General features: G+C 65.9%; 18 protein-coding genes. 10 read left to right on the top strand and 8 right to left on the bottom strand.

The features are described from left to right. The first annotated feature begins 27 nt into the window (after positions 1-27). The 3 genes from pgl to L0U81_RS03870 all read left to right on the top strand — a co-directional run bounded on the left by pgl (position 28) and on the right by L0U81_RS03870 (position 3,718). Positions 28-744, top strand: coding sequence for a 6-phosphogluconolactonase (pgl, locus tag L0U81_RS03880; protein WP_233800265.1), 717 nt, complete (start codon positions 28-30; stop codon positions 742-744). After that, positions 722-2,638 (top strand): bifunctional transcriptional regulator/glucokinase, encoded by a 1,917-nt coding sequence (locus L0U81_RS03875; RefSeq protein WP_233800264.1) that lies wholly within the window; start codon positions 722-724, stop codon positions 2,636-2,638. The genes pgl and L0U81_RS03875 overlap by 23 nt, the downstream gene beginning before the upstream one ends. Positions 2,639-2,791: 153 nt before the next feature. After that, complete coding sequence (locus tag L0U81_RS03870) at positions 2,792-3,718, top strand: bestrophin family protein (RefSeq protein ID WP_233800263.1); 927 nt, start codon at positions 2,792-2,794, stop codon at positions 3,716-3,718. Between the two features lie 31 nt (positions 3,719-3,749). On the opposite strand, the gene L0U81_RS03865 is transcribed toward L0U81_RS03870, so the two are convergent. From L0U81_RS03865 to apbC, 5 genes are all read right to left on the bottom strand, one after another. Next, the gene (locus L0U81_RS03865) at positions 3,750-4,496 is read right to left on the bottom strand and encodes a lysozyme inhibitor LprI family protein (RefSeq protein ID WP_233804203.1); all 747 of its coding nucleotides are present in this window, start codon (positions 4,494-4,496) and stop codon (positions 3,750-3,752) included. Positions 4,497-4,498: 2 nt separating this feature from the next. Beyond that, positions 4,499-6,784 (bottom strand): arginine/lysine/ornithine decarboxylase, encoded by a 2,286-nt coding sequence (locus L0U81_RS03860; RefSeq protein ID WP_233800262.1) that lies wholly within the window; start codon positions 6,782-6,784, stop codon positions 4,499-4,501. 90 nt (positions 6,785-6,874) lie between these two features. Next, a complete protein-coding gene (gene dcd, locus L0U81_RS03855) occupies positions 6,875-7,444 on the bottom strand; it encodes a dCTP deaminase (RefSeq protein WP_233800261.1) in 570 nt (189 codons plus the stop codon). 235 nt (positions 7,445-7,679) lie between these two features. After that, on the bottom strand, positions 7,680-8,216 hold the full coding sequence (locus L0U81_RS03850) for a superoxide dismutase family protein (protein WP_233800260.1): 537 nt from the start codon (positions 8,214-8,216) through the stop codon (positions 7,680-7,682). Between the two features lie 130 nt (positions 8,217-8,346). Further along, a complete protein-coding gene (apbC, locus tag L0U81_RS03845) occupies positions 8,347-9,435 on the bottom strand; it encodes an iron-sulfur cluster carrier protein ApbC (protein WP_233800259.1) in 1,089 nt (362 codons plus the stop codon). Between the two features lie 339 nt (positions 9,436-9,774). Between apbC and L0U81_RS03840 the strand changes: the two genes are divergently transcribed. Next, positions 9,775-10,428, top strand: a complete 654-nt coding sequence (locus L0U81_RS03840; RefSeq protein ID WP_233800258.1) for an OmpA family protein — start codon at positions 9,775-9,777, stop codon at positions 10,426-10,428. Positions 10,429-10,804: 376 nt separating this feature from the next. Continuing rightward, positions 10,805-12,955, top strand: a complete 2,151-nt coding sequence (metG, locus tag L0U81_RS03835) for a methionine--tRNA ligase (RefSeq protein ID WP_233800257.1) — start codon at positions 10,805-10,807, stop codon at positions 12,953-12,955. Between the two features lie 99 nt (positions 12,956-13,054). Here the strand turns inward: metG and L0U81_RS03830 are convergent, their stop codons facing one another. Further along, complete coding sequence (locus L0U81_RS03830; protein ID WP_233800256.1) at positions 13,055-17,209, bottom strand: translocation/assembly module TamB domain-containing protein; 4,155 nt, start codon at positions 17,207-17,209, stop codon at positions 13,055-13,057. A gap of 57 nt (positions 17,210-17,266) precedes the next feature. Further along, positions 17,267-19,117, bottom strand: a complete 1,851-nt coding sequence (locus L0U81_RS03825) for an autotransporter assembly complex protein TamA (protein ID WP_233800255.1) — start codon at positions 19,115-19,117, stop codon at positions 17,267-17,269. Between the two features lie 268 nt (positions 19,118-19,385). Here L0U81_RS03825 and L0U81_RS03820 point away from each other — a divergent pair, with 268 nt between their 5' ends. The 4 genes from L0U81_RS03820 (at position 19,386) to panD (ending at position 22,015) form a co-directional block, all read left to right on the top strand. Next, positions 19,386-19,571 carry a DUF3460 family protein gene (locus tag L0U81_RS03820; protein ID WP_233800254.1) on the top strand — a complete coding sequence of 62 codons (186 nt, stop codon included), beginning with the start codon at positions 19,386-19,388 and terminating at the stop codon, positions 19,569-19,571. 20 nt (positions 19,572-19,591) lie between these two features. Further along, the gene (locus L0U81_RS03815) at positions 19,592-20,479 is read left to right on the top strand and encodes a segregation and condensation protein A (RefSeq protein WP_233800253.1); all 888 of its coding nucleotides are present in this window, start codon (positions 19,592-19,594) and stop codon (positions 20,477-20,479) included. Between the two features lie 273 nt (positions 20,480-20,752). Continuing rightward, on the top strand, positions 20,753-21,586 hold the full coding sequence (gene panC, locus L0U81_RS03810) for a pantoate--beta-alanine ligase (RefSeq protein ID WP_233800252.1): 834 nt from the start codon (positions 20,753-20,755) through the stop codon (positions 21,584-21,586). Positions 21,587-21,628: 42 nt separating this feature from the next. Further along, positions 21,629-22,015, top strand: a complete 387-nt coding sequence (panD, locus tag L0U81_RS03805) for an aspartate 1-decarboxylase (protein ID WP_018431692.1) — start codon at positions 21,629-21,631, stop codon at positions 22,013-22,015. Between the two features lie 53 nt (positions 22,016-22,068). On the opposite strand, the gene L0U81_RS03800 is transcribed toward panD, so the two are convergent. Further along, the gene (locus L0U81_RS03800) at positions 22,069-22,707 is read right to left on the bottom strand and encodes a ParA family protein (protein WP_233800251.1); all 639 of its coding nucleotides are present in this window, start codon (positions 22,705-22,707) and stop codon (positions 22,069-22,071) included. Between the two features lie 240 nt (positions 22,708-22,947). Between L0U81_RS03800 and L0U81_RS03795 the strand changes: the two genes are divergently transcribed. After that, positions 22,948-23,367, top strand: a complete 420-nt coding sequence (locus tag L0U81_RS03795) for a PaaI family thioesterase (RefSeq protein WP_233800250.1) — start codon at positions 22,948-22,950, stop codon at positions 23,365-23,367. The last annotated feature ends 45 nt before the right edge of the window (positions 23,368-23,412 follow it).

Genomic DNA, 23,412 nt, shown 5'->3' with positions numbered 1-23,412 from the left:
CTAACAAGAAAGCAGCACGGAGGAGAAGTGATCGAGCTTCACGTTTTCGACGACCAGCGCGCCCAATCAGACGCGCTGGCGAAAGCGGTGGGCGACGCGTTACATGCGACGCTTGCCGCACCGGCGGCCACCACCGGCACGTCGACGCCGCCCGCGCGCCCAGCCATGCTAGCCGTGTCCGGCGGCAGCAGCCCGCGTCCGTTCCTGCAAACGCTGTCGACGCAAAGGTTCGACTGGCCCCGCATCGCGATCACGCTGGTCGACGACCGCTGGGTGCCGGAGACCGATAGCGCGAGCAACGCCCAGCTCGCCCGCGCCACGTTGCTGCAGAACGCCGCGAAAGATGCGACCTTCTGGCCGCTCGTCGACACCGCGCAGGATCTGCACTCGCACGTCGCCGCGCTGAACGCCGACGCGCGCTTTGCCGCGGCGCCCGATGTCGCGGTGCTGGGCATGGGCGAGGACGGCCACACCGCTTCGATCTTCGCCGACGCGCCTGAATGGGATCACGCGATTACCACGACCGAGCGCTTCGTCGCCGTGCATCCGGGCGCCGCGCCGCACGCGCGCGTGAGCTGGTCGCTGTCCGCGCTGAAGGACGTGAAGCACCTGTTTCTGCTGATCGCAGGACCGCGCAAGATGGACGTGCTCAACGCCGCGTCCGCTGCGCTACAAAAAAATGCCATCTCGCAGTTGGCAAACGACAAGGGAGTGAGACTCGATGTCTACTGGTGTGCAAACTAAAGCTGTGCCGGGCGCGGACCAGCACGCCGATGGACCGAGGCTGCTGGCCGACATCGGCGGCACCAATGCGCGCTTCGCGCTCGAGACGGGCCCCGGCGAGATCGGCTCGGTGCAGGTCTACCCTTGCGAGGACTACCCGGGCGTCGCCGACGTCATCAAGAAGTATCTGAAGGACATGAAGATCGGCCGCGTCAATCACGCGGCAATCGCCATTGCGAACCCGGTCGACGGCGACCAGGTCAGCATGACCAATCACGACTGGACCTTTTCGATCGAAGCGACGCGCCGCGCGCTCGGCTTCGACACGCTGCTCGTCGTCAACGACTTCACCGCGCTCGCGATGGCGCTGCCCGGCCTCACCGACGCGCAGCGCGTGCAGGTGGGCGGCGGCCAACGCCGGCCGAACAGCGTGATCGGCCTGCTCGGGCCCGGCACCGGCATGGGCGTGTCGGGCCTGATCCCCGCCGACGACCGCTGGATCGCGCTCGGCAGCGAAGGCGGCCACGCCACGTTTGCACCCGCCGACGAGCGTGAAGACATCGTGTTGCACTACGCGCGCAAGAAGTGGTCGCACGTGTCGTTCGAACGGGTGGCCGCGGGTCCGGGTATCGAGGTGATCTATCGCGCACTCGCGGGCCGCGACAAGAAGCGCGTGGCAGCCAGCGTCGACACGGCCGAGGTCGTCAAGCGCGCGCTCGCTGGCGAGCCGCTCGCGGCCGAATCGGTCGACGTGTTCTGCGGCATTCTCGGCACCTTCGCCGGCAATATTGCGGTGACGCTCGGCGCGCTCGGCGGCATCTATATCGGCGGCGGCGTCGTGCCGCGTCTCGGCGAGTTCTTCGCGCGCTCGTCGTTCCGCAAGCGCTTCGAGGCGAAGGGCCGCTTCGAGGCGTATCTGCAGAACGTGCCGACTTATGTGATTACCGCCGAATATCCGGCGTTCCTCGGCGTGTCGGCGATTCTTGCCGAGCAGCTATCAAATCGCGCGGGCGGCAGCTCGTCGGCGGTGTTCGAGCGGATTCGCCAGATGCGCGACGCGCTGACGCCGGCCGAGCGCCGCGTCGCCGATCTCGCGCTCAATCATCCGCGCTCGATCATCAACGATCCGATCGTCGACATCGCGCGCAAGGCCGACGTCAGTCAGCCGACCGTGATCCGCTTCTGCCGCTCGCTCGGCTGCCAGGGGCTGTCGGATTTCAAGCTGAAGCTCGCGACCGGTTTGACCGGCACGATTCCGGTCAGCCACAGCCAGGTTCATCTCGGCGACACCGCGACCGACTTCGGCGCGAAGGTGCTCGACAACACCGTGTCGGCGATCCTGCAGTTGCGCGAGCATCTGAACTTCGAACACGTGGAACGCGCAATCGACTTGCTGAACGGCGCGCGGCGCATCGAGTTCTACGGGCTCGGCAATTCGAACATCGTCGCGCAGGACGCGCACTACAAGTTCTTCCGCTTCGGCATCCCAACGATCGCCTACGGCGATCTGTACATGCAGGCGGCGTCGGCGGCGCTGCTCGGCAAGGGCGACGTGATCGTGGCGGTGTCGAAGTCGGGGCGCGCGCCCGAGCTGCTGCGCGTGCTAGACGTCGCGATGCAGGCCGGCGCGCAGGTGATCGCGATCACTTCGAGCAACACGCCGCTCGCGAAACGCGCGACCGTCGCGCTGGAAACCGATCACATCGAGATTCGCGAGTCGCAGCTGTCGATGATCTCGCGCATCCTGCATCTCGTGATGATCGACATTCTCGCGGTCGGCGTGGCGATTCGCCGCGCGGTGCCAAGCGACGAAGTCGCCGAGACGGTCGAGAAAGCGCGCGAAGGCGCCGAGGATGACGCCACGGCCGTGCTCGACTGGCTGAGTCACGGAGCGGCTTCGTCGGCGCGCGACTGAGGCTGGGTTCGCGGCCGCGCTGAGCCGCTTGCGGTGAACGAACCCGCGGCGTGTGCATCGTCCCCGATGCGCACGCCGCGGGTTTCTCTGTTTGGGGGACACGAAAAGCGATCGATAATAGGCGCTCTATCGCCTGATCCAGACCGCGTTCCCATGATCATCCGCCCGCATGTCCACTGGTTCCGCATGCTGCTCGCGTGGCACGGTTCGGTGCTGCCGCAGTTGCTGCCGCGCCTCTCGCTGATCTTCCTCATTTCGATCATTGCGCTCGCCGCGCACGATCACCTGCTGCCCGTCAGCCTGAACCTGAACACGATCGCGCCGTTCTCGCTGGTCGGCATCGCGCTCGCGGTGTTTCTCGGCTTTCGCAACAACGCGAGCTACGACCGCTGGTGGGAAGCGCGCAAGCTGTGGGGGCAGTTGCTCAATGAGTCGCGCTCGCTGACGCGCCAGGTGCTGACGCTGCCCTCGCGCGAGTTGCCCAAAGAAGATGCCGCCGCGTTTCTGGCGGTACTGGGCGCGCTACCGCATGCGCTGCGTCATCAGTTGCGCAGGAGCGATCCGCGCGACGACCTTGCCGCGCGGCTACCCGGCGCACTGTTCGAACGTGTGATGGCATCGCGCTACAAGCCGGCCGCGCTGATGCTGTGCCTCGGCGAATGGGTGCAGCGCGCGGCACGCGCGGGGGCGATCGATCCGATGGCGGTGCTCGCGTTCGACCACAATCTGAGCGGACTGTCGGATGTGATCGGCGGCTGCGAGCGCATCGCATCGACGCCGCTGCCGTTCGCGTATTCGGTGCTGATCCACCGCACCGTGTACTTCTTCTGCGCGTCGCTGCCGTTCGGACTCGTCAATAGCATCGGCATTTTCACGCCGGTTTTCGCGGTGTTCGTCGCTTACACGTTCATGGCGCACGAAGCGATCGCGTCGCAGCTCGAAGAACCATTCGGCACCGACGAGAACGACCTTGCGCTCAACACGATGTCCGCGATGATCGAGGATGCGATCCGCGATCTGCGCGGCGAGCCGGCGCTCGAGCCGCCGCAGCCGCGCGGCGATCGCTATCAGCTGGATTGAATGCGCGCGCGATTGCGCCCGTCGGCGGCCGTCAGTGATTGCCGACCGTTTCGGATAGCCGCTTGATGGTCGCGACACGCGCGCCGATGATGTCGATGCGACCACGCTCGTCGATGAGCGGTGTCGATGCCGTCAGATATGCGCTCCACGCGCGTTGCGCATGCACGAGCGTGGGCCGCGACGGCGCCGGCATTTTCGAATCGAGCACACGGTAGTAACGGTTCAGATCGAACATCGCGTGTTCGCAGCGCGCATCGGCATTGCACGCGCGCGGCCGGCGCGGCGCCGGGCCGCTCGCATTGGCGAGCGCGCCGCGCAGTACAAGCGCGCGGTCACGCACCGGCTGCAACTGCATGTCGGCTTCGGCGAGCACGTACATCGAGCCTTGGGTCGTCGCGAAGACCGCGGCGAGCAACTGCTTCTCGGCATCGCGCGACGCGAGCCAGCTCGACTGGCTCTTTTGCCACGGCCCGCGCCGCGCGGGCGGCAGTTTCGCGAGCAACTGCTGGTACGCGCTATCAACCGCGGCCATCCAGCCCATGCGCGCATTGTCCATGCACTGCACCTGCCCCGTCGTCGTCGACATGTCGGCGCGCGCGAGACAGGCGCGCATCGACGCGTCGATCGGATCGGCGGCGGCCACCTCGGCATGCGCCGCCGGACTCACGGCGCCGCCGAGCACCACGGTGCCGGCCGCCAGCGCGAAGACCAGCACGCCGGCGCCGCGCCGCCAACGCCCGATAGCGTGCAAGCCCGGCAGAAACTTCACCCGCAGCATCGTCAAATACGCACGCAATCGACGAAGTATTCGATGCGTCCGTTGACCATTTCGCCGACGAGCCCGTGGATGTCCGTATGGAAGCCCGGGAAACGCTCGTTGAACTCGCGCGCGAACCGCAGATAGTTGACGATGGTCTTGTTGAAACGCTCGCCCGGAATCAGCAGCGGAATACCCGGCGGATACGGCGTCAACAGGATCGACGTGACGCGGCCTTCGAGCTCGTCGATCGGTACCCGGTCGATCTCGCGATGCGCGAGCTTCGCAAACGCGTCGGACGGCTTCATCGCCGGCTCCATGCTCGACAGGTACATCTCGGTCGTCAGACGCGCGATGTCGTTCGCACGATATACGCTGTGGATCTGCTGGCACAGATCGCGCAAACCGACCCGCTCGTACATCGGATGATGCTGAACGAACTCGGGCAGCACGCGCCACAGCGGCTGGTTGTTGTCGTAGTCGTCCTTGAACTGCTGCAGCTCGGTCACCATCGAGTTCCAGCGGCCCTTCGTGATGCCGATCGTGAACATGATGAAGAACGAGTACAGCCCCGTCTTCTCGACGATGATGCCGTGCTCGGCCAGGTACTTCGTGACGATCGCGGCCGGAATGCCGGTTTCGCCGAAGCCGCCATCCATGTCGAGACCCGGCGTGACGATCGTCGCCTTGATCGGGTCGAGCATGTTGAAGCCTTCGGCGAGCGGGCCGAAGCCGTGCCATGCGTCGTCAGGACGCAGCATCCAGTCCTCGCGCGAGCCGATGCCTTCCTCGGCGAACTGGTCGGGGCCCCACACCTTGAAGAACCAGTCGTCGCCATATTCGGTGTCGACCTTGGTCATCGCGCGGCGGAAGTCGAGTGCTTCAGCGATCGACTCCTCGACGAGCGCGGTGCCGCCCGGCGCTTCCATCATCGCCGCGGCCACGTCGCACGACGCGATGATCGCGTACTGCGGGCTCGTCGACGTATGCATCAGATACGCCTCGTTGAAGCGGTGCTTGTCGAAGCGGCTGTTCTTCGAATCCTGCACAACGATCTGCGACGCCTGCGAGATGCCGGCGAGCAGCTTATGCGTGGAGTGCGTCGCGTACACCATCGCGCCGATGCGCGGACGGCCCGCGCCGATCGCGTGCATGTCCTGATAGAACTCGTGGAATTCGGCATGCGGCAGCCACGCTTCGTCGAAGTGCAGCGTGTCGAGCCACTCGCCCAACATCTCCTTGATCATCTCGACGTTGTAGATGACGCCGTCGTACGTGCTTTGCGTGATCGTCAGAATGCGCGGCTTCAGGCTCGGGTTCTTCGCGAGCGCTTCGCGGGCGAACGGGTTCGCCTCGATCTTCTTGCGGATGTTTTCCGGCTCGAACTCGCTGCGCGGAATCGGGCCGATGATGCCGAAGTTGTTGCGAGTCGGCGTCAGGAACACGGGAATCGCGCCGGTCATCGTGATCGCGTGCAGGATCGACTTGTGGCAGTTGCGGTCGACCAGCACGATGTCGCCGGGCGCGACCGTGCCGTGCCAGACGATCTTGTTCGACGTCGAGGTGCCGTTGGTCACGAAGAACACGTGGTCGGCGCTGAAGATGCGCGCGGCGTTGCGCTCCGAGGCCGCAACCGGACCCGTGTGGTCGAGCAGCTGGCCGAGTTCGTCGACCGCGTTGCAAACGTCGGCGCGCAGCATGTTCTCGCCGAAGAACTGGTGGAACATCTGGCCGAGCGGGCTCTTCAGGAACGCGACGCCGCCGGAGTGACCCGGGCAGTGCCACGAGTACGAACCCTCTTCCGCGTACTGCACGAGCTCCTTGAAGAACGGCGGCGCCAGCGAGTCGAGATACACCTTCGCCTCGCGGATGATATGGCGTGCGACGAACTCCGGCGTGTCCTCGAACATGTGGATGAAGCCGTGCAGCTCGCGCAGGATGTCGTTGGGCAGATGGCGCGAGGTGCGCGTCTCGCCGTACAGGAAGATCGGAATATCGGCGTTGCGGCGGCGCACTTCGGTCACGAACGCGCGCAGCGCGACGATCGCGGCGGCGAGTTCGGGCGTCTCGCCTTCGACGACCACGTTTTCGACGTACGGCAGCAGCTCGTCGTCGTCAATCGAGAGGATGAAGCACGACGCGCGGCTCGACTGCTGAGCGAACGACGTCAGATCGCCGTAGCTCGTCAACCCGAGCACTTCCGCGCCTTCTTTCTCGATGGCTTCGGCTAAAGCCCGGATGCCGGAACCCGAGATGTTCTCGGAGCGGAAATCTTCGTCGATGATGACGACGGGAAAACGGAACTTCATGGGCGATTCTCCAAAAAGAAAACGACCGCTGCGTTACGTAAAAATCGCAGCGGTCACCCGAATAACTGGTGGGTCAAGACGCTGCCGACGTCACGTTTTCGGCAACGTGACGCCGTGCTGACCTTGATATTTGCCGCCGCGATCCGCGTACGACGTTTCACAGATCTCGTCGCTTTCGAAAAACAGCACCTGGGCGACGCCTTCGTTCGCGTAAATTTTCGCAGGCAAAGGTGTCGTATTCGAGAACTCGAGCGTGACGTGGCCTTCCCATTCCGGCTCGAACGGCGTCACGTTGACGATGATCCCGCAGCGCGCGTACGTCGATTTACCGAGACACACGGTCAGCACGCTGCGCGGAATGCGAAAGTATTCGACCGTGCGCGCAAGCGCGAATGAGTTCGGCGGAATGATGCAGACGTCGCCCTTGAAATCGACAAACGACTTCTCGTCGAAGTTCTTCGGATCGACGATCGTCGAGTTGATGTTGGTGAAGATCTTGAATTCGTCGGCGCAGCGGATGTCGTAGCCGTAGCTCGACGTTCCGAAGCTGACAATCTTCCGGCCGTCTTCGGAGACGCGAACCTGATCGGGCGCAAACGGCTCGATCATCTTGTGCGACTCGGCCATGCGCCGGATCCACTTGTCAGATTTGATGGTCATAGGTGAACGCTGCTCGACGTGAATATCAGGTGTGACGAAAGATAGATGAAAACGGCCGGTCGGCGCGCCGGCGCCCGGCGCCCAGCCGGCGAAGGCCGCTTATTTTACGCGATCACGGAAATGCTGCCGCCAATGGCGCGGAGCGCGCCCGGCGAGGGGTGTCCGCCGACTGGCGCGACGCCGTGGCGCGGGGTGCCACGCAGCGGTGGCCTCGCGGCCGAAGCGCGCTCGCCGCTCACTGCTGGCGAATCACGCCGCAGGCGATCGCCGTGCCCGCGCCATGCTGCGGGTACGCGTACGGGTCGGTCGCGTCGCGGTGCAGCAGCACCGCGCGCTGCAACACCGAGCGGATGCCGTCGAGCGACACGTCCGGCGCGACGATGAAGCCGGTGGCCACGCCGTTCGCGTCCGCATGGATGTTGCCGAGATCGCCCTCGACGCGCGCGCCTGCCTTGAGCCGCTCTGCAGCCGGCGAAAACACCGGACCGGCGCTGGAGCCGTCGGCGGCATTGCAGTCGCCGCGCTCGTGCACCTGCAGCGCGTGATCGCTATTAGGCGGCAAGCCCGTGAGATTGTAGGTGACCTGCACGCCGTCCGAGCGCTCGATAAAGGTCACGAGGCCGTGCACCTGATTGCCCACAGTGGGCAGCAATTGCGCGTCTGCGCGCTTTTCCTGTGGTCTCAGGAATATGCCACAGCCGCTCAACAGCACACAGCCGGCAGTTAGGACGATGAACGCATGCACCACGTGCCCGTCGATTCGTTTTCCCATGCGATCCTCTTGCCGGCCTGGCGGCCGCCCCTGCGGCCGCCAGGCCGGACTCTTGAAGTCGACATGATACCCCGAGAGCACGTGAAAATAGGGGCTGAGATCGCGTCTAATCCCTTGCCAGAACGGCCGCTCAGGTGTTCTGCACGACGATGTTCGGAAACTTCGAGCTCATGTCGCGCGCCCGCTCGGCGATATGCACCGCGATCTTGCGCGCGATCGTGCGATAGATCTCCGCGATGCGCCCGTTCGGGTCCGCAACGACCGTCGGGTTGCCCGAATCGGCCTGTTCACGAATCGTGATGTCGAGCGGCAGGCTGCCCAGCACGTCGACGCCATATTCCTTGCCCATCCGCTCGCCGCCGCCGGCGCCGAAGATGTGCTCCTCGTGGCCGCAATTCGAGCAGATGTGCAGGCCCATGTTCTCGACGATGCCGAGGATCGGAATGCCGACCTTCTCGAACATCTTGAGGCCCTTCTTCGCGTCGAGCAGCGCGATGTCCTGCGGCGTCGTGACGATCACCGCGCCCGTGACCGGCACGCGCTGGGCGAGCGTCAGCTGGATGTCGCCCGTGCCGGGCGGCATGTCGACGATCAGGTAGTCGAGCTCGTGCCAATTGGTCTGGCGCAGCAGCTGCTCGAGCGCCGAGGTCGCCATCGGGCCGCGCCACACCATCGGGTTGTCTGCCTCGATCAGGAAGCCGATCGAGTTGGCCTGCACGCCGTGGCCGGTCATCGGGTTCATCGATTTCTCGTCGGGCGATTCGGGCCGGCCCTCGATGCCGAGCATGGTCGGCAACGACGGGCCGTAGATGTCGGCGTCGAGAATGCCGACCGACGCGCCCTCGCTCGCCAGCGCCAGCGCGAGATTCACCGCGGTTGTGCTCTTGCCGACGCCGCCCTTGCCCGAGGCAACCGCGACGATGTTCTTCACGCCGGGCAGCAACTTCACGCCGCGCTGCACGGTGTGGGCGGCGATCTGCTGCGAAACCTCGACACGCACGTTCGCGACACCGGGCACCTGGCGCAGCGCGTCGGTGAACTGCTGGCGAATCGCGTCGAACTGGCTTTTCGCCGGGTAGCCGAGCGTCACCTGAAGGCTGACCGCGTCGCCCTCCACAACCACGTTGCGGATGTTCTTCGCGGCCGCGTACGGTGCGCCGGTGTTGGGGTCAGCGACGACCGCGATGGCGGTGTCGACCAATGCCCGATCGATACTCATTGATACTCCGTGGGGAAGAGGTGCGGCGCGGCGAGATGGACGGATCGGCCACGCGGCGGAATTGCAAGAAATTGTTATGCAGGATTGCGCAAATCGGACGTGCCGGGCACCCTTCGGGGCACGCGGGAAGCCGTAGGGTCGCATACCTAGGTGTTTCAGGCGTTATTGTAGTGTCTGACGGCAGACGGTGCCCGAAGACCCTTCTTCGCTGTAGGACCGCGCGGAGCAAGGCGCAGGAGTGCTCACCGAGCATTCTGGGTGGTCGCTGCATTGTCGTCACGTTCGCTGCATAGACTGATCGCTACCCGCTGATTTATTCGGACTAGAAAGGAAACGAAGATGAATGCAAAAATCATGACTCGCATCGCCGTATTCACCGTTGCCGGCTCGCTGGTGGCGGGTTGCGCAACCCAACAGGGCACCAATACGGCAGTCGGTACCGGCGTGGGCGCCGGCACCGGCGCGGCAATCGGCGCGATCTTCGGCGGCGGCAAGGGCGCGGCGATCGGCGCGGCCACCGGCGCGGTGGTCGGCGGTGTCACCGGCTATAACTGGGACAATATTCGCAACCGCATGTCGGGCGCGACCAAGGGCACCGGCACGCAGATCACCGAGCAGCCGGACGGCTCGCTCAAGATGAACATCCCAAGCTCGGTCACGTTCGACACCAGCAGCTACGCGATCAAGCCGTCGTTCGCACCGGTGCTCGACCAGCTCGCGCAAACGTTGCAGCAGAATCCGGAGGTCGTCGTTTCCGTCGTAGGGCACACGGACAGCACCGGCTCGCTGCAATACAACCAGACGCTGTCGGTCAACCGCGCGGAAAGCGTGACCGGCTATCTGACGCAACGCGGCATCGCGCCGCAGCGCCTGTCGGCCACCGGCATGGGCCCGAACCAGCCGATCGCCGACAACAACACCGAAGCCGGCCGTGCGGCGAACCGCCGCGTCGAAATCTACCTGCGCGCCACCGCCCAGCACGCGACGCAATAAGGGCAAGTCCCGAGCAGAAGGCGCCGCCGGCCTATTCAGCCGCAAACGCCAGGCCGGCGTCCGGAACAGGCCGTCGGATCGGTTTGCCGACGGAACGAAAAAAATTTCGAACTCCGCGGAAAATCCGTGGTCTCTCTTTACGGTACGTGGCTGGCGAAGCCGTCACGTCACCATTCTCCTCTTGTCGTTGTTGCTCCGGGGTTTATCGACCCCGGTTTTTTTTTGCCCGCACGGTTTTGCACGCCGCTTCGGGCAGCGTCGCGGTTCGCCACCGCAGCCTCCCCGCCGCCCGTCCAGCCCGCCACGCCCGGCCCGCGTGAGGCGTACGCCCTGCTAAAATCATCGTTTCGTCCCACCGCAGGCACCCCCGATCCTTATGTCAGCACCCGCCACCGATCTCCCAGCAGGCGCGCCGTCCGGCCGCCGCCAGATTCTCGTCACGTCGGCCCTTCCGTATGCGAACGGGCAGATTCATATCGGCCATCTGGTCGAATATATCCAGACGGACATCTGGGTCCGGGCGCTGCGAATGCACGGCCACGAGGTCTACTACGTCGGCGCCGACGACACGCACGGCACGCCGGTCATGCTGCGCGCGGAAAAAGAAGGCCTGACGCCGAAACAGCTGATCGATCGCGTGTGGCTGGAACACAAGCGCGACTTCGACAGCTTCGGCATTTCGTTCGACAACTACTACTCGACCGATTCCGACGAAAACCGAGTGCTCAGCGAAAACGTCTACCTCGCGTTGAAGGAGGCGGGGCTGATCGACGCGCGCGAGATCGAACAGGCGTATGACCCGGTCAAGGAAATGTTCCTGCCGGACCGCTTCATCAAGGGCGAATGCCCGAAATGTGGCGCGAAAGATCAATACGGCGACAGCTGCGAAGTCTGCGGCTCGACCTACCTGCCCACCGAACTCGTCAATCCGTACTCGGTCGTCTCGGGAGCAACCCCGATTCGCAAGACTTCGACGCACTACTTCTTCCGCCTGTCCGATCCGCGTTGCGAGAACTTCCTGCGCGCCTGGGTCGGCGGCCTCGCGCAGCCCGAAGCGACCAACAAGATGCGCGAGTGGCTCGGCGACGCCGGCGAAGCCAGGCTCGCCGACTGGGACATCTCGCGCGACGCGCCGTACTTCGGTTTCGAGATTCCTGGGGCGCCCGGCAAGTATTTCTACGTGTGGCTCGACGCGCCGGTCGGCTATTACGCGAGCTTCAAAAACCTCGCCGAAAAGCGCGGCCTCGACTTCGACGCGTGGGTCCGCAAGGGTTCGACCACCGAGCAGTACCACTTCATCGGCAAGGACATCCTGTATTTCCACACGCTGTTCTGGCCCGCGATGCTCGAGTTCTCGGGCCATCGCACGCCGACCAACGTTTTCGCGCACGGCTTCCTGACCGTCGACGGCGCGAAGATGTCGAAGTCGCGCGGCACCTTCATCACCGCGCAAAGCGTGATCGACACCGGCCTGAACCCGGAATGGCTGCGCTACTACTTCGCCGCCAAGCTGAACAGCACGATGGAAGACCTCGACCTGAACCTCGACGACTTCCAGGCGCGCGTGAACAGCGATCTGGTCGGCAAGTACGTGAACATCGCGAGCCGCGCGGCCGGCTTCCTGATCAAGCGCTTCGACGGCCGCGTGCAGGACAGCGCGATGCATCATCCGCTGCTCGGCACGCTGCGCGCCGCTATTCCCCAGATCGCCGCGCACTACGAGGCGCGCGAGTACAGCCGCGCGCTGCGTCAGACCATGGAGCTCGCCGACTCGGTCAACGCCTACGTCGATAGCGCGAAGCCGTGGGATCAGGCGAAAGACCCCGCCAACGCGGTCGCGCTGCACGAGACCTGCAGCGTCAGCATCGAGGCGTTCCGTCTGCTGTCGCTCGCACTGAAGCCGGTGCTGCCGAAGCTCGCCGAAGCGGTCGAGGCTTTCCTCGGCATCGAGCCGCTCGTGTGGGCCGACGCCACCGTGCCCCTCAGCTCGGCGCGCCCGATCAACGCGTACAAGCATCTGATGACGCGCGTCGATCCGAAGCAGATCGAAGCGCTGCTCGCGGCCAATCGCGACTCGCTGCAGGCCACGCCGGAAGCCGCCGCGGCGGACGCGAAAGGTGCCGCGAAGGCAACCGCAAAGGCCCACGCAAAAGCGGCCGCCGCGGCGGAAAAGGATGACACGTCCGGCATCATCTCGATCGACGACTTCGCAAAGGTCGATCTGCGCATCGCGAAGATCGTCGACTGCAAGGCGGTGGAAGGCTCGGACAAGCTGCTGCAACTGACGCTCGACGTCGGCGAAGAGACCACCCGCAATGTGTTCTCGGGCATCAAGTCCGCGTATCAGCCGGAGCAGCTGATCGGCAAGCTCACCGTGATGGTGGCGAACCTCGCACCGCGCAAGATGAAGTTCGGCATGTCCGAGGGGATGGTGCTGGCCGCGTCGGCGGCGGACGAGAAGGCCGAACCGGGCCTCTACGTGCTCGAGCCACATAGCGGCGCGAAGCCCGGCATGCGCGTGAAGTGACGCGCGGCGCTGGCGGCCGACTCGCCCCACCTCGCCGCAAACAGGCATGAGAAAACGGCACGCTTCCCGAAGCGTGCCGTTTTTTTTACGCCGTCTGCATCACCACGCGATCCGATCGAAGCGCCGCGTGTAGAGCACGTCCGCACCATAGAACGTGCCGCCATACACGACCAGCGACCAGTACCGTGACAGATTGATCGTCGCCTTGATCGCGTTGCTCGCCGATTGCAGCCCCTGCTCGTAGCCGATCACGAGCCACTCGTTGATCGCCTTCGACACCATCACGACTTGCGGATCGGTCAGGCCGACGTCGCTGCGGCCGATCGAAAACTCGTCGAGCCCGACGGTCTGCGCGATCCGCTTGCCCGTCGCGCTGCCGAGCAGCGCGAGGGCCGTCGTCATCGTGCTCTGCTGGCCGAGGTTATTGCCCTGGTCGGTGCCGTGACCGAACAGCAGCCAGGACAGCTTTTCGTTGTCCGGCGCGCTCGGTTCCGACACGAGCCGCGCGACCGGCGCCTGCAGCGTGCCCGTCACCTGCACGCCCGCCTCGATCTGCTGGTTGCGGCGCATCGCGAGAATGTTGATGCCCGGATTCGTGACCGGACCGTTGAACGTGAAGAAACCATTCTCGATCGCGAGCTTGCGGCCGAACGCGGTGTAGGTCGAACCCGGCGTGACGCGCACGTTGCCGACCGCGCGCAGCGGTGTGTTCGGCGCGCTCGTCGCGGTGATCGTGCCAGCGAGACCGAGATCGGCGCCCTGCCCGCGGAAGCGGAAGTTGTTGCCGAGGTCGATCTCGATGTTGGCGCGCGGCGCGAACGGGCTCGCTGGCCGCTGTTCGCCTTCAGTCGGCCGCGGTCGGCCGCCCGAGCGGGTGCCGTCCGGGCGGATGATCACGACGTCGTCGCCGAGACTCGGCGCCGCCTGCTCGGGCATATCGAACAGCGCGCTGTCGACCACGAACCTGCCGTTGATCTCAGGGCCGCGCTCCACGCCGCCGTTCGTGATGTTGGCGCTGCCCGACAGCGACAGATGGCGGTCCGGCGACGCGAACACATCGAGCTTGTCCGCGACGATGCTCGCGGTCAGATCGGGCTCCGAACTGTCGAGGCGCACGCGGCCGGTCGCGCGCAGCGTGCCGCTCGCCCCGTGGAACTCGACCTGCTGGAGGTCCACCATATTCTGCGACAGCGCGATGCGCACGACGCCGTCCTTCAGTTGCACGCCCTGGCTCACGACCGTAGCGGACAGATCATCGCCGGTCAGCGAGCCGGTCACGTTCGGCTTCGCGACCGTGCCGCCGAGCGCGAGCTTCAGCGCAAGATGCCCGTCGAGCAGATAGCTCGGGCCGAGCAGGCCGCCCGTCGTGCGCAGCGACGGCACGTTCGCGTTCACGTTGCCCGACAGCGCGCTTTGCGGATCGACGCTCAGCATGCCGTCGCGCATCACGAGCAGCGTGTGCGCATCGGCATCGATCACGCCGACGCGGCTCGCCTGCGCGTGCACGGTCGCGTCGAGCCGGTTGCCGCCGGAGAATTCGGCGCGCGCGCGGATGGCGCCGATCCCCATCGACGCGAGCCCGCGGCCGATCTCGACCGTCACGTCGCCGCTGCGCCGCCGCAGCTCGATATGGCCGCTCGCCGTCGCGCCGAGCGAAAAGTCCCAGTCGCCGTCGAATACGAGGTCGGTGCGCACGACAGGCGACTCGCCAGTGATCTGTCGTCGCAGCTCCTGCAAGTGCGCGAGCGACACGTCGGTGAGGCTGCCGGCCGACTGGATGCGGCCGCGATCGAACGCGAACGACTTCAGGGTCAGCACCGAGCCTTCGATCGTCAGGCGCGTCGCGCCGAGCGTCAGGTGCCCTGGCCCGGCGCTGAGCGCGAGCGGCGATTCAAGATTGAGCGCCGGCGTGCCGCGATTCTGCAGACGCGTGACGGTGCCGTCCCAGCGCGTGCCGTCGCGCGTGTCGGTCAGCTTGCCGTTGGCGGCGAGCGTCAGATCCAGCGGACGGTCCTGCAGCTTGCCGGTCGCGGCGGCTTCGAGCGTATGGTGCGCGCGCGTGCCGGACAGGCGGGCGCTCAGCGTGCTCAGATCGACGCCGCCCGCGCTGACATCTCGCGCGTCGGTCGTGAACGCGAGCGCGCCGTTCGCGCCGTCGCGCAACTCGGCATGGCCTTGCGCGTGACCGATGCGGTTACTCGCGAACACGACGCTGTCCGCCTTGTAGTTCAGCGTGACGTTCGGATGCGCGAACGAGCCGGTGACGTCGCCGTCGGCTTCGACCGCGCCGGCGAGACCGAAGCCGAGCCGATCGAGCTGCGGGGCGTCGATGCCAAAGCGCAGCCGGTCGCCAGCCGCACCGAAGCTGCCTTGCAGATTCACCTGGTTGCCCGCCACCGAAAGATTCGCGTGGCTCGGCAGGATTCGCGAGCCGGCTAGCTGGATCGTGCCGCCGCCCGTGAGCGGCAGATCGTCGTAGACGCTCGGGCCGAGCGTGAATTCGGCGCGCGTCGTGAAGACCGGGGCGAGCACGCCGGCCGCCGCGAGCGTGGCGGTCACGCGCGCCTCGATCCTGCGCGCGGGTGCCGCCGCGGGCTTCGCGCGCTGCGCGCCGCTCGCGGCGGGCGCACCGGACGGGGTGGCCGGTGCACGCGCGGGCATCTGTGAAGTCAGCGACAGCGGGTCGAAATCGGTCAGCTGCGCCTTCAGGCTGTAGGTCGAGTTCGCGTCGTGCTTCAGCGCGCCCGACAGATCGATGCGGCCGCGGCCCGACGTAACGCGCACGTCATTGAAGCTGATGCGCGCCGGGTCGAACGTGATCTTGCCCTGCGCGCGCAGCGCGGCGGCGGGGTCGGCGAGATCGAGCGTCAGGGTCTGGATGTCGTCGTTCAGGCGGACCCCGATCGGGCCGGACAGTTGCGTCGGCCGCACGGTCGCCTGCAGCGCGTTCAGGTCGAGCCGCGCGACCTTCAGATCGAACTGGCCGTGCCGGCCGCTCAGCGTACCGCCACCGGTGAGCGTCGCGTTGCGCACGAGCCGCACGTTCAGGTTCGAGACGCTCTGCGCGCGGGCGTCCAGGCGCACGTCGGCGTTCGCATCGATCAGCGGCAGCAGTTTCTGGTCGATCGCGCCGGGTTTCGCGTTGACGATCGAGACGTGGCCCGCGACGGCAAAGCCTGCGGCGGGTTTGGCCGGCTCGTGGTGGGCGCCGAAGCCGTGGTGCGGGTGGCTGGCGGCGGAAGGTTCGGCCGCGCTGGTCGCGCCGGGAGCCGCCGCGCCCTGCTCCACCGGCTGCAACTCAGCACGCACGGCCAGATCGGCGAGCGGCGCGCCGGGCGCGAAAGCCTGCGGATTTACGTGGTCGAAGCTCAGCGTCGCGCGTTGCAGCGGCACGGGGGCGAACGGCGCCGCCTCGACCCGCGCGTGGCCGGCGAGCTTCATGCTGCTCGCATCGAGTTCGGCGACCAGCTGTTCGAGCGTGCCGCTCAGGTGGCCTGCCACCTGCACCGCTTCGTCGTTGACCTTGCCCGAATAGCCGACCTCGCCGGTGAGCGGAAACGGCCGCACGCCATCGAGTTTCGCCGCTGCCGTCAGCGCCCCGAACGGCGTATCGAGCCGATCGACGGCCGCCTCGTGATGACGCCCGTCGCTGCGTCCATGGAACGCAAAACGCGACAGCTCCGTCGTCGACGCGCCCTGGTGCAGCAGCAGTCGCTCGACCTGCACGTCGCGGATCTCCAGCTGCATCGGCAGTTGCAGATCCTGCGGCAGCTTCAGCGGCTCGCTGCTGCTCGACGACGGGCCGATTCGCGCCTCGATCGTGCCGACGTGCAGATAGTCGATCGTGAAACGCCACGGCTCGCGCGCGAGCGCCCAGCTGCCCGCGACGCTGTCGATACGGATGTCGGTGCCGCTGCCGTCGAGGCTGCGCCAGCGCACGTCGCGCAGTTGGACGCCGCGCGCGAGCGTGCCGCCGTCGAGCGTGCCGGCGAGCCGGCCGCCGAGCAGATTCACTGCCGCGTGCCACGCGTATGCGGTGCCGCGCTCGGTCGTCAGCGCGCCGTACAGCAGCCCGAGCGCGAGCGCCGCGAGCAGCACCAGCATGGTCAGCGTGCCCGCGACCGCTTTCAGCAGCAGCCAGCCCCAACGCCGCTTCGGCGGCGGCGTGTCGGGCGGCGGCTGCCCGTCCGGCGGCTCAGGCGGCGTGGGGCCGGCTGGCTGCGCGGAGGGCGGGTCGGTGACGTCGGTGGTCATGCGTGAATGCGGTGGCGTATAAGGTGGCGAAAGAGTTAGCTGAATGTTGTCAAAACGTCAGAACGCGATGCCGAGCGTGATATACGGCCGCACGCTGTTATTGCGAATCCCGTAAGCGAGATCGAGATTGACCGGGCCAACCGGGCTGCGCCAGCGCGCGCCGACGCCGACGCCCGGAAAGAAGACTTTTTCGCCCCAGGTATCTGTCGCGGTGCCGATGTCGAAGAACGTGGCCATGCCCCAGTTGTGCGAGAACCAGTGCTGGTATTCGACTGCGCTCGTCACCAGGTATTTGGTCGGCAGGATCGAGCCGGCGACGTCGTTGCCGATGCTCTGGAAGCCGTAGCCGCGCACCGAGTTCGAACCGCCCGCGCGGAACAGCAGCGACGCCGGAATGCCGCTCGAGCTGCCGCTCGTGAATACGCCGCCGAGCTCGGCGCGGATCAGCACGATGTCGTCGACGCCGATCGGGAAATACTGCTGGCCGCGCGCGTAGCCGCGGATGAACGACTGGTCGGCGAGCACTCCCTTGACCGCGAAGCCGGCCTCGACGTGGATCAGGTTGCCGCGGCGCGGGAACAGCGGGTCGTCGGTGTCGCGCCGCGTCCACGACCATCCCGGCACCAGCGCGTGCGCGCGGGTCGGCGGAGCCGCGTTCTGGTCGAGCTGGTCGTCGTAGAACAACAGCGAGTAGCTGTAGTCGAGAAACTGCGACGTGCGCGAGCGCTGCACGCCGCCGCGGATGCTGTAGATGCGCGTGTCGGAGACGTCGGTGGTCGTGTACGACGCAAGCACGCTATTGGTCCACCCGTGCTGACCCGGCGGCATCGACAGCTGGACCTGCCCGTATTGCTGCGTCTGGTCGGCGCGTCCCTCGACGGTGAACGGCCACGCCGCGCCGAACGTGTTCAGATACGTGTAGCCGCCCTGCACGAGCGGGCCGTTGTCGGTCGAATAGCCGACGCCGCCGCGGAAGCTGTGATACGGAAACTCCGACACTTTCACGTGCACCGGCGTGTTGAGTGGCTTGGTCGGGTCGTTGTCGAGGTCGATGGCGACGCTCGCGAAGTACGGCGTGTTCTGCAATTGCCGCTGCAGCTCGGCGACGGTGCGGGTGTCGTAGATGTCGCCCGGCGAGATCGGATTGACGTTATGGACGATGCGCTCCGGATAGCGCTTCGTGCCCTGCACGTCGAGTTCGCCCATCGTGAAGGTCGGCCCGCTGTCATAGATCACCGATAACTTCGCCGTGTGCGTGCGCGGATCGATCAGCGCCTCGGAATGGTAGATCTTCGCGGCGAGGTAGCGGCGCGATTGCAGTTCGCGCAACGACGCGTTCTTCGCGTCGTCCCAGCCGCCTTGCGAGAACGGCTGGCCCTCGTGCAGCGAGAACGCGAAGCGCGTGGCGTTTTCGCGCGACGGGTCCTCGGTCAGCACCGCGCCGCGAAATGACAGATCGACCGACGTGACTTTGGTCTGCGGGCCCGGCTCGACGCGCACGGTGACCTGCCGCACGTCGGCGACGGTGCGCACGTCGGTGCTGACGAGCGGCGCGAAATAGCCCTGCGTCGCGGCGAGATCGCGCACCTGTTGCGGCGTCGCGGTGATCAGGAACGAAAACTGGTCCTCGGTGACGTCGGGGCGCTTCGCGAAACGCGAGATATCGAGGTGCTGTTCGAGCAACCTGCGCAGCGCGCGCGGCTCGGCGACCACCTCGACCTTGTAGCTCGGCGCCGTGCGCGCCGCGTGGGTCTCGCCCGCGGCCAGCAGCATCAGAAGGACGAGGCCGAAGGCGAAGGACACGCGCAGCCAGCGCCGCGCGAGCGCCGCGCGCTCACGCGCGGGCACGCTCGCCTGGCCGGTCTGGCCGCGCCACGCACGCGGCCTGTCGATCGTACCTCCCGCCAAACAGGACCTCCGGCCTCAGTGGGTGAATTCTCGTACCCCGCCGCACTGCGCGATCGAGGCATGCTATTTGACCACAATGCGACCCTCACCGGCCTCTCTCGTGCCCCCCGGCCGGGCTCCGCGCTCCATCTGACAAATAGGTGGCACACGGCGTTTTTCGACCGCGCGCGGCGCATGCGGTAAAATCGCGGACGACGGCACCCTCCTTGCGGCGCCGCTCAGCGGCCAGACCAAGAGCCGCCACCCTACCCACCACGGACGTCGAGCCATGTATCAATCGGACATCACCCAGTTCCTGAACCAGCTCAAGCAACAGAAGCCCAATCTGGAGGCCGAGCAACGCAAAGGCCGCGCGCTGCTGTGGGACAAACAGCCGATCGATCTGGAAGAGCGCGCCGAGCAGAAGGCCTCGCGCGTGGAACAGACGCCTTACTCGTACTACCAGAACTTCTGAGCGCCCCAGTCACGCCGACGATGAGTCACGCTGACGAGGCACACGGCCCGGTTCACGGCCCAGCGCCGGCACCCGCCGACACCGCGCTCGCCACGCCCGCCACCGATTCGACGCCCGACACGGTCGACGGCGTCGCTTTCGCGCGTCTGTACGGCGAGCCGCTGTTCAAGCTGCCGAACGACCTGTACATCCCGCCGGACGCGCTCGAGGTGTTCCTCGAGACCTTCGAGGGGCCGCTCGACCTGCTGCTGTATCTGATCCGCAAGCAGAACTTCAACGTGCTCGACATCCCAATGGCGGATGTCACAACGCAATATCTCGGCTACGTCGAGCAACTGCGCAAGACCAATCTCGAACTCGCGTCCGAGTACCTGCTGATGGCCGCGATGCTGATCGAGATCAAATCGCGCATGCTGCTGCCGGTCAAGAAGGCCGACACCGGCGAGGAAGCCGAAGACCCGCGCGCCGAACTGGTGCGCCGCCTGCTCGAATACGAGCAGATGAAGCTCGCCGCGCAGCGCATCGACCAGTTGCCCCAGCTCGGACGCGACTTCCTGCGCGCCGAGGTCTACATCGAGCAGAGCATCACCCCGCGTTTCCCGGACGTGAACAGTGAAGACCTGCGCGCCGCGTGGGCCGACGTGATCAAGCGCGCAAAGCTGGTCCAGCATCACAAGATTTCGCGCGAAGAACTGTCGGTGCGCGAACACATGAGCCTGATCCTGCGGCAGTTGCAGAACGCGCGCTTCATCGAGTTTTCCGATCTGTTCGACACGAGCCGTGGCGTGCCGGTCGTGGTCGTGAACTTCATCGCCGTGCTCGAACTATGCCGTGAATCGCTCGTCGAAATCACGCAGGCCGAGCCGTTCGCGCCGATTTACGTGCGGCTGGCGTATCTGCCAGCCTGAGTGAGCGTCGCGTGAGGTCCGCGCGTCGGCCGCACTGCGGGAAACTCGCGAAAAACCGTCACTGCAAAGCCTGGCGGGCGTCAGCGGGTGATCCGCGGCGAGTGCGCGGTGCGCCGCTCTGGAGCGCGGCCGCGTTTCGGTGCACCCGCTGCGCAAATCCACTACAATCCGCGCTCCGAACCCGTCATTACCGGTAAGGCAGCGGCCCGCGCGATTTCGCCAGGTCTTGCGCCAACCGGATCGCGCGCCGCGCGAGCCATTCCCTGTCCGATCATGAAAGTCATCAGCTCGATCCATGAATTGCGCGACCAGTTGCGCGGCCAGAATCGCACGGCCTTTGTGCCGACGATGGGCAACCTGCACGAAGGCCATCTGTCGCTGATGCGCCTCGCGCGCCAGCACGGTGACCCGGTGGTGGCGAGCATCTTCGTCAACCGGCTGCAGTTCGGCCCGAACGAGGATTTCGACAAATATCCGCGCACGCTCGAAGCCGACATCGAAAAGCTGCAAAAAGAAAATGTCTACGTGCTGTTCGCGCCGACGGAAAAGGATCTGTATCCGGAGCCGCAGGAATACCGGGTGCATCCGCCGCACAATATTGGCGACATTCTCGAGGGCGAGTTCCGTCCGGGTTTCTTCCACGGCGTCTGTACCGTGGTGATGAAGCTGATGTCGTGCGTGCAGCCGCGCGTCGCGGTGTTCGGCAAGAAGGATTACCAGCAGCTGATGATCATGCGCCAGATGTGCCACCAGTTCGCGCTGCAGACCGACATCGTCGCCGCCGAAACAGTGCGCGATACCGACGGCCTCGCGCTCAGCTCGCGCAATCGCTATCTGTCGGACGCCGAGCGCGCCGAGGCGCCGATGCTGGCCGCTGAGCTCAATCGCGTGCGCGATGCGGTGCTCGCGGGCGAGCGCGACTTCGCGAAGCTCGAACAGGCGGCGAAGGCGACGCTCGCGGCGCGCGGCTGGAATCCCGACTACATCGCGATCCGCAAGCGCTCGAACCTGATCGCTCCGGGCGCGCAGGACGCCAACGCACCGCTCGTCGTGCTGGCCGCCGCGAAGCTCGGCGCGACCCGGCTCATCGACAACCTCGAAATCTGACGCCGCAACTCTCGGCGCCACAGTCGTCACACAGGATTGGTCATGCAACGCAACATGCTGAAGTCGAAGATTCACCGCGTCGCGGTCACGCACTGCGAGCTCCACTACGAGGGCTCTTGCGCGATCGACGAAGACCTGCTCGAAGCAGCGAACATCGTTGAAAACGAGCGCATCGACATCTGGAACATCAACAACGGCGAGCGCTTCTCGACCTACGCGATCAAGGGCGAGCGCGGCAGCGGGATGATTTCGCTGAACGGCTCGGCCGCGCGGCGCGCGCAGCTCGGCGACCTGGTCATCATCGCGGCGTTCGCGGTGGTCGACGAGGCGGAGCTGAAGGCGGGCTGGAAGCCGGACCTCGTGTTCGTCGATGAAAACAACAAGATCAAGGGCAGCCGCGATCACGTGCCCACCCAGGCCTGGAGCTGAGCGGGGCTCAGCTTGTCGCCTGATTGATGGCGGGTAGGTAGCCTGCTCCCGCCTCAGTTCTTCCCTACCGCGCCGTTCGTCCACTCGACGATCGGCTGCCATTGCTCCAGATCCTTTTCCACACGGCTTTTCGCGACGTCCCACAGCGTCAGGCCGTGCGCCGCGAGCTGCACGTAGTTCTGCGTGTCGCGCAGAAAGCCGAGCACCGGCAGCTTCAGCCCCTCGACGAAGCGATGCAGCTGCTCGGCCGAGCGGGTGCGCGCATCGACGCGCATGCCGACCACGCCGATTTCGATCGTGCCCTTCCTGACCGCCTTTTCCTTTGCGAGCCGCTCGAGAAAATCCTGGGTCGCGAGAATATCGAACATCGACGGCTGCAGCGGCACGATCACCTTGTCGGCGAGATCGAGCGCGATGCTCATGCGATTACCGTGCAGGCCGGCCGGCGTGTCGATGACCGCGTGCTCGAGCCCCTTCGGCGGCTTGCCCGGCGTGTCGGGATTGACTTCCCAAGTTTCGATCGGCGGCAGCGTCGCGGGCCGTAATTCGAGCCACGCGTGCGCGGAGTGCTGCTTGTCGAGGTCGGCCAGCGCGACCCATTCGCCCTCCGCGGCGAAATAGCCGGCCAGATTGGTCGATAGCGTGCTCTTGCCCACGCCGCCCTTCGGATTCGCCACCACGATCACCGACATGAAATCTCCCGGAAAGAAGGCTGGACGCCGCCAGCCGGTTTGCCGCGCTATTGCTTTGCACCCGCCGATCCGTTGTGACCGGCGCCGGTGGACTCCAACCGCTGTCGTTCGAAGTCGGGTTCCAGGTACACCCACCGGTCCAGCCGTTGATAATATCGACAAATCCAGCGCGGCCGAAACCCCCGCATCGCGAATCGGCCGCTGCAACCCGCCGTTTTTTTCGACAAGGACCTGAATCACATGAGTAAACTGCGCCCGGAATACACCGTCGAACGCCTGCAGGAGCGCCAGAAGGGCAAGCTTCCGGACCTGCTGGGCCTGCGCGTGCTGACCGTGGACCAGGGCACGCTGACCGCCGAATTGACCGTGCGCGAGGAACTGCTCGCACCGAACGGCTTCCTGCATGCGGCCACCGTGATCGGCCTCGCCGACACCGCGTGCGGCTATGCATGCATCGCGCATCTGCCGGAAAACGCGCGCAACTTCACGACGATCGAGCTGAAGAGCAACTTCCTCGGCACCGCGACCGAGGGCACGATCCGCGCGGTCGCAAAGGCCGTGCACCTCGGGCGCAGCACGCAGGTCTGGGACGCAACGGTCACAGCTCCAGACGGCAAGGCGATCGCGCTGTTCCGTTGCACGCAGATGGTGTTGTACTAAGCGCACCGCCCGCGGCGCAATTGCGTTCAACCCGATGAGCAGGAC

Origin of the sequence: Paraburkholderia sp. HP33-1, from assembly GCF_021390595.1 — a bacterium.
Classification (GTDB): Bacteria; Pseudomonadota; Gammaproteobacteria; order Burkholderiales; family Burkholderiaceae; genus Paraburkholderia.
This window is presented reverse-complemented; position numbering and strand designations above follow the sequence as displayed.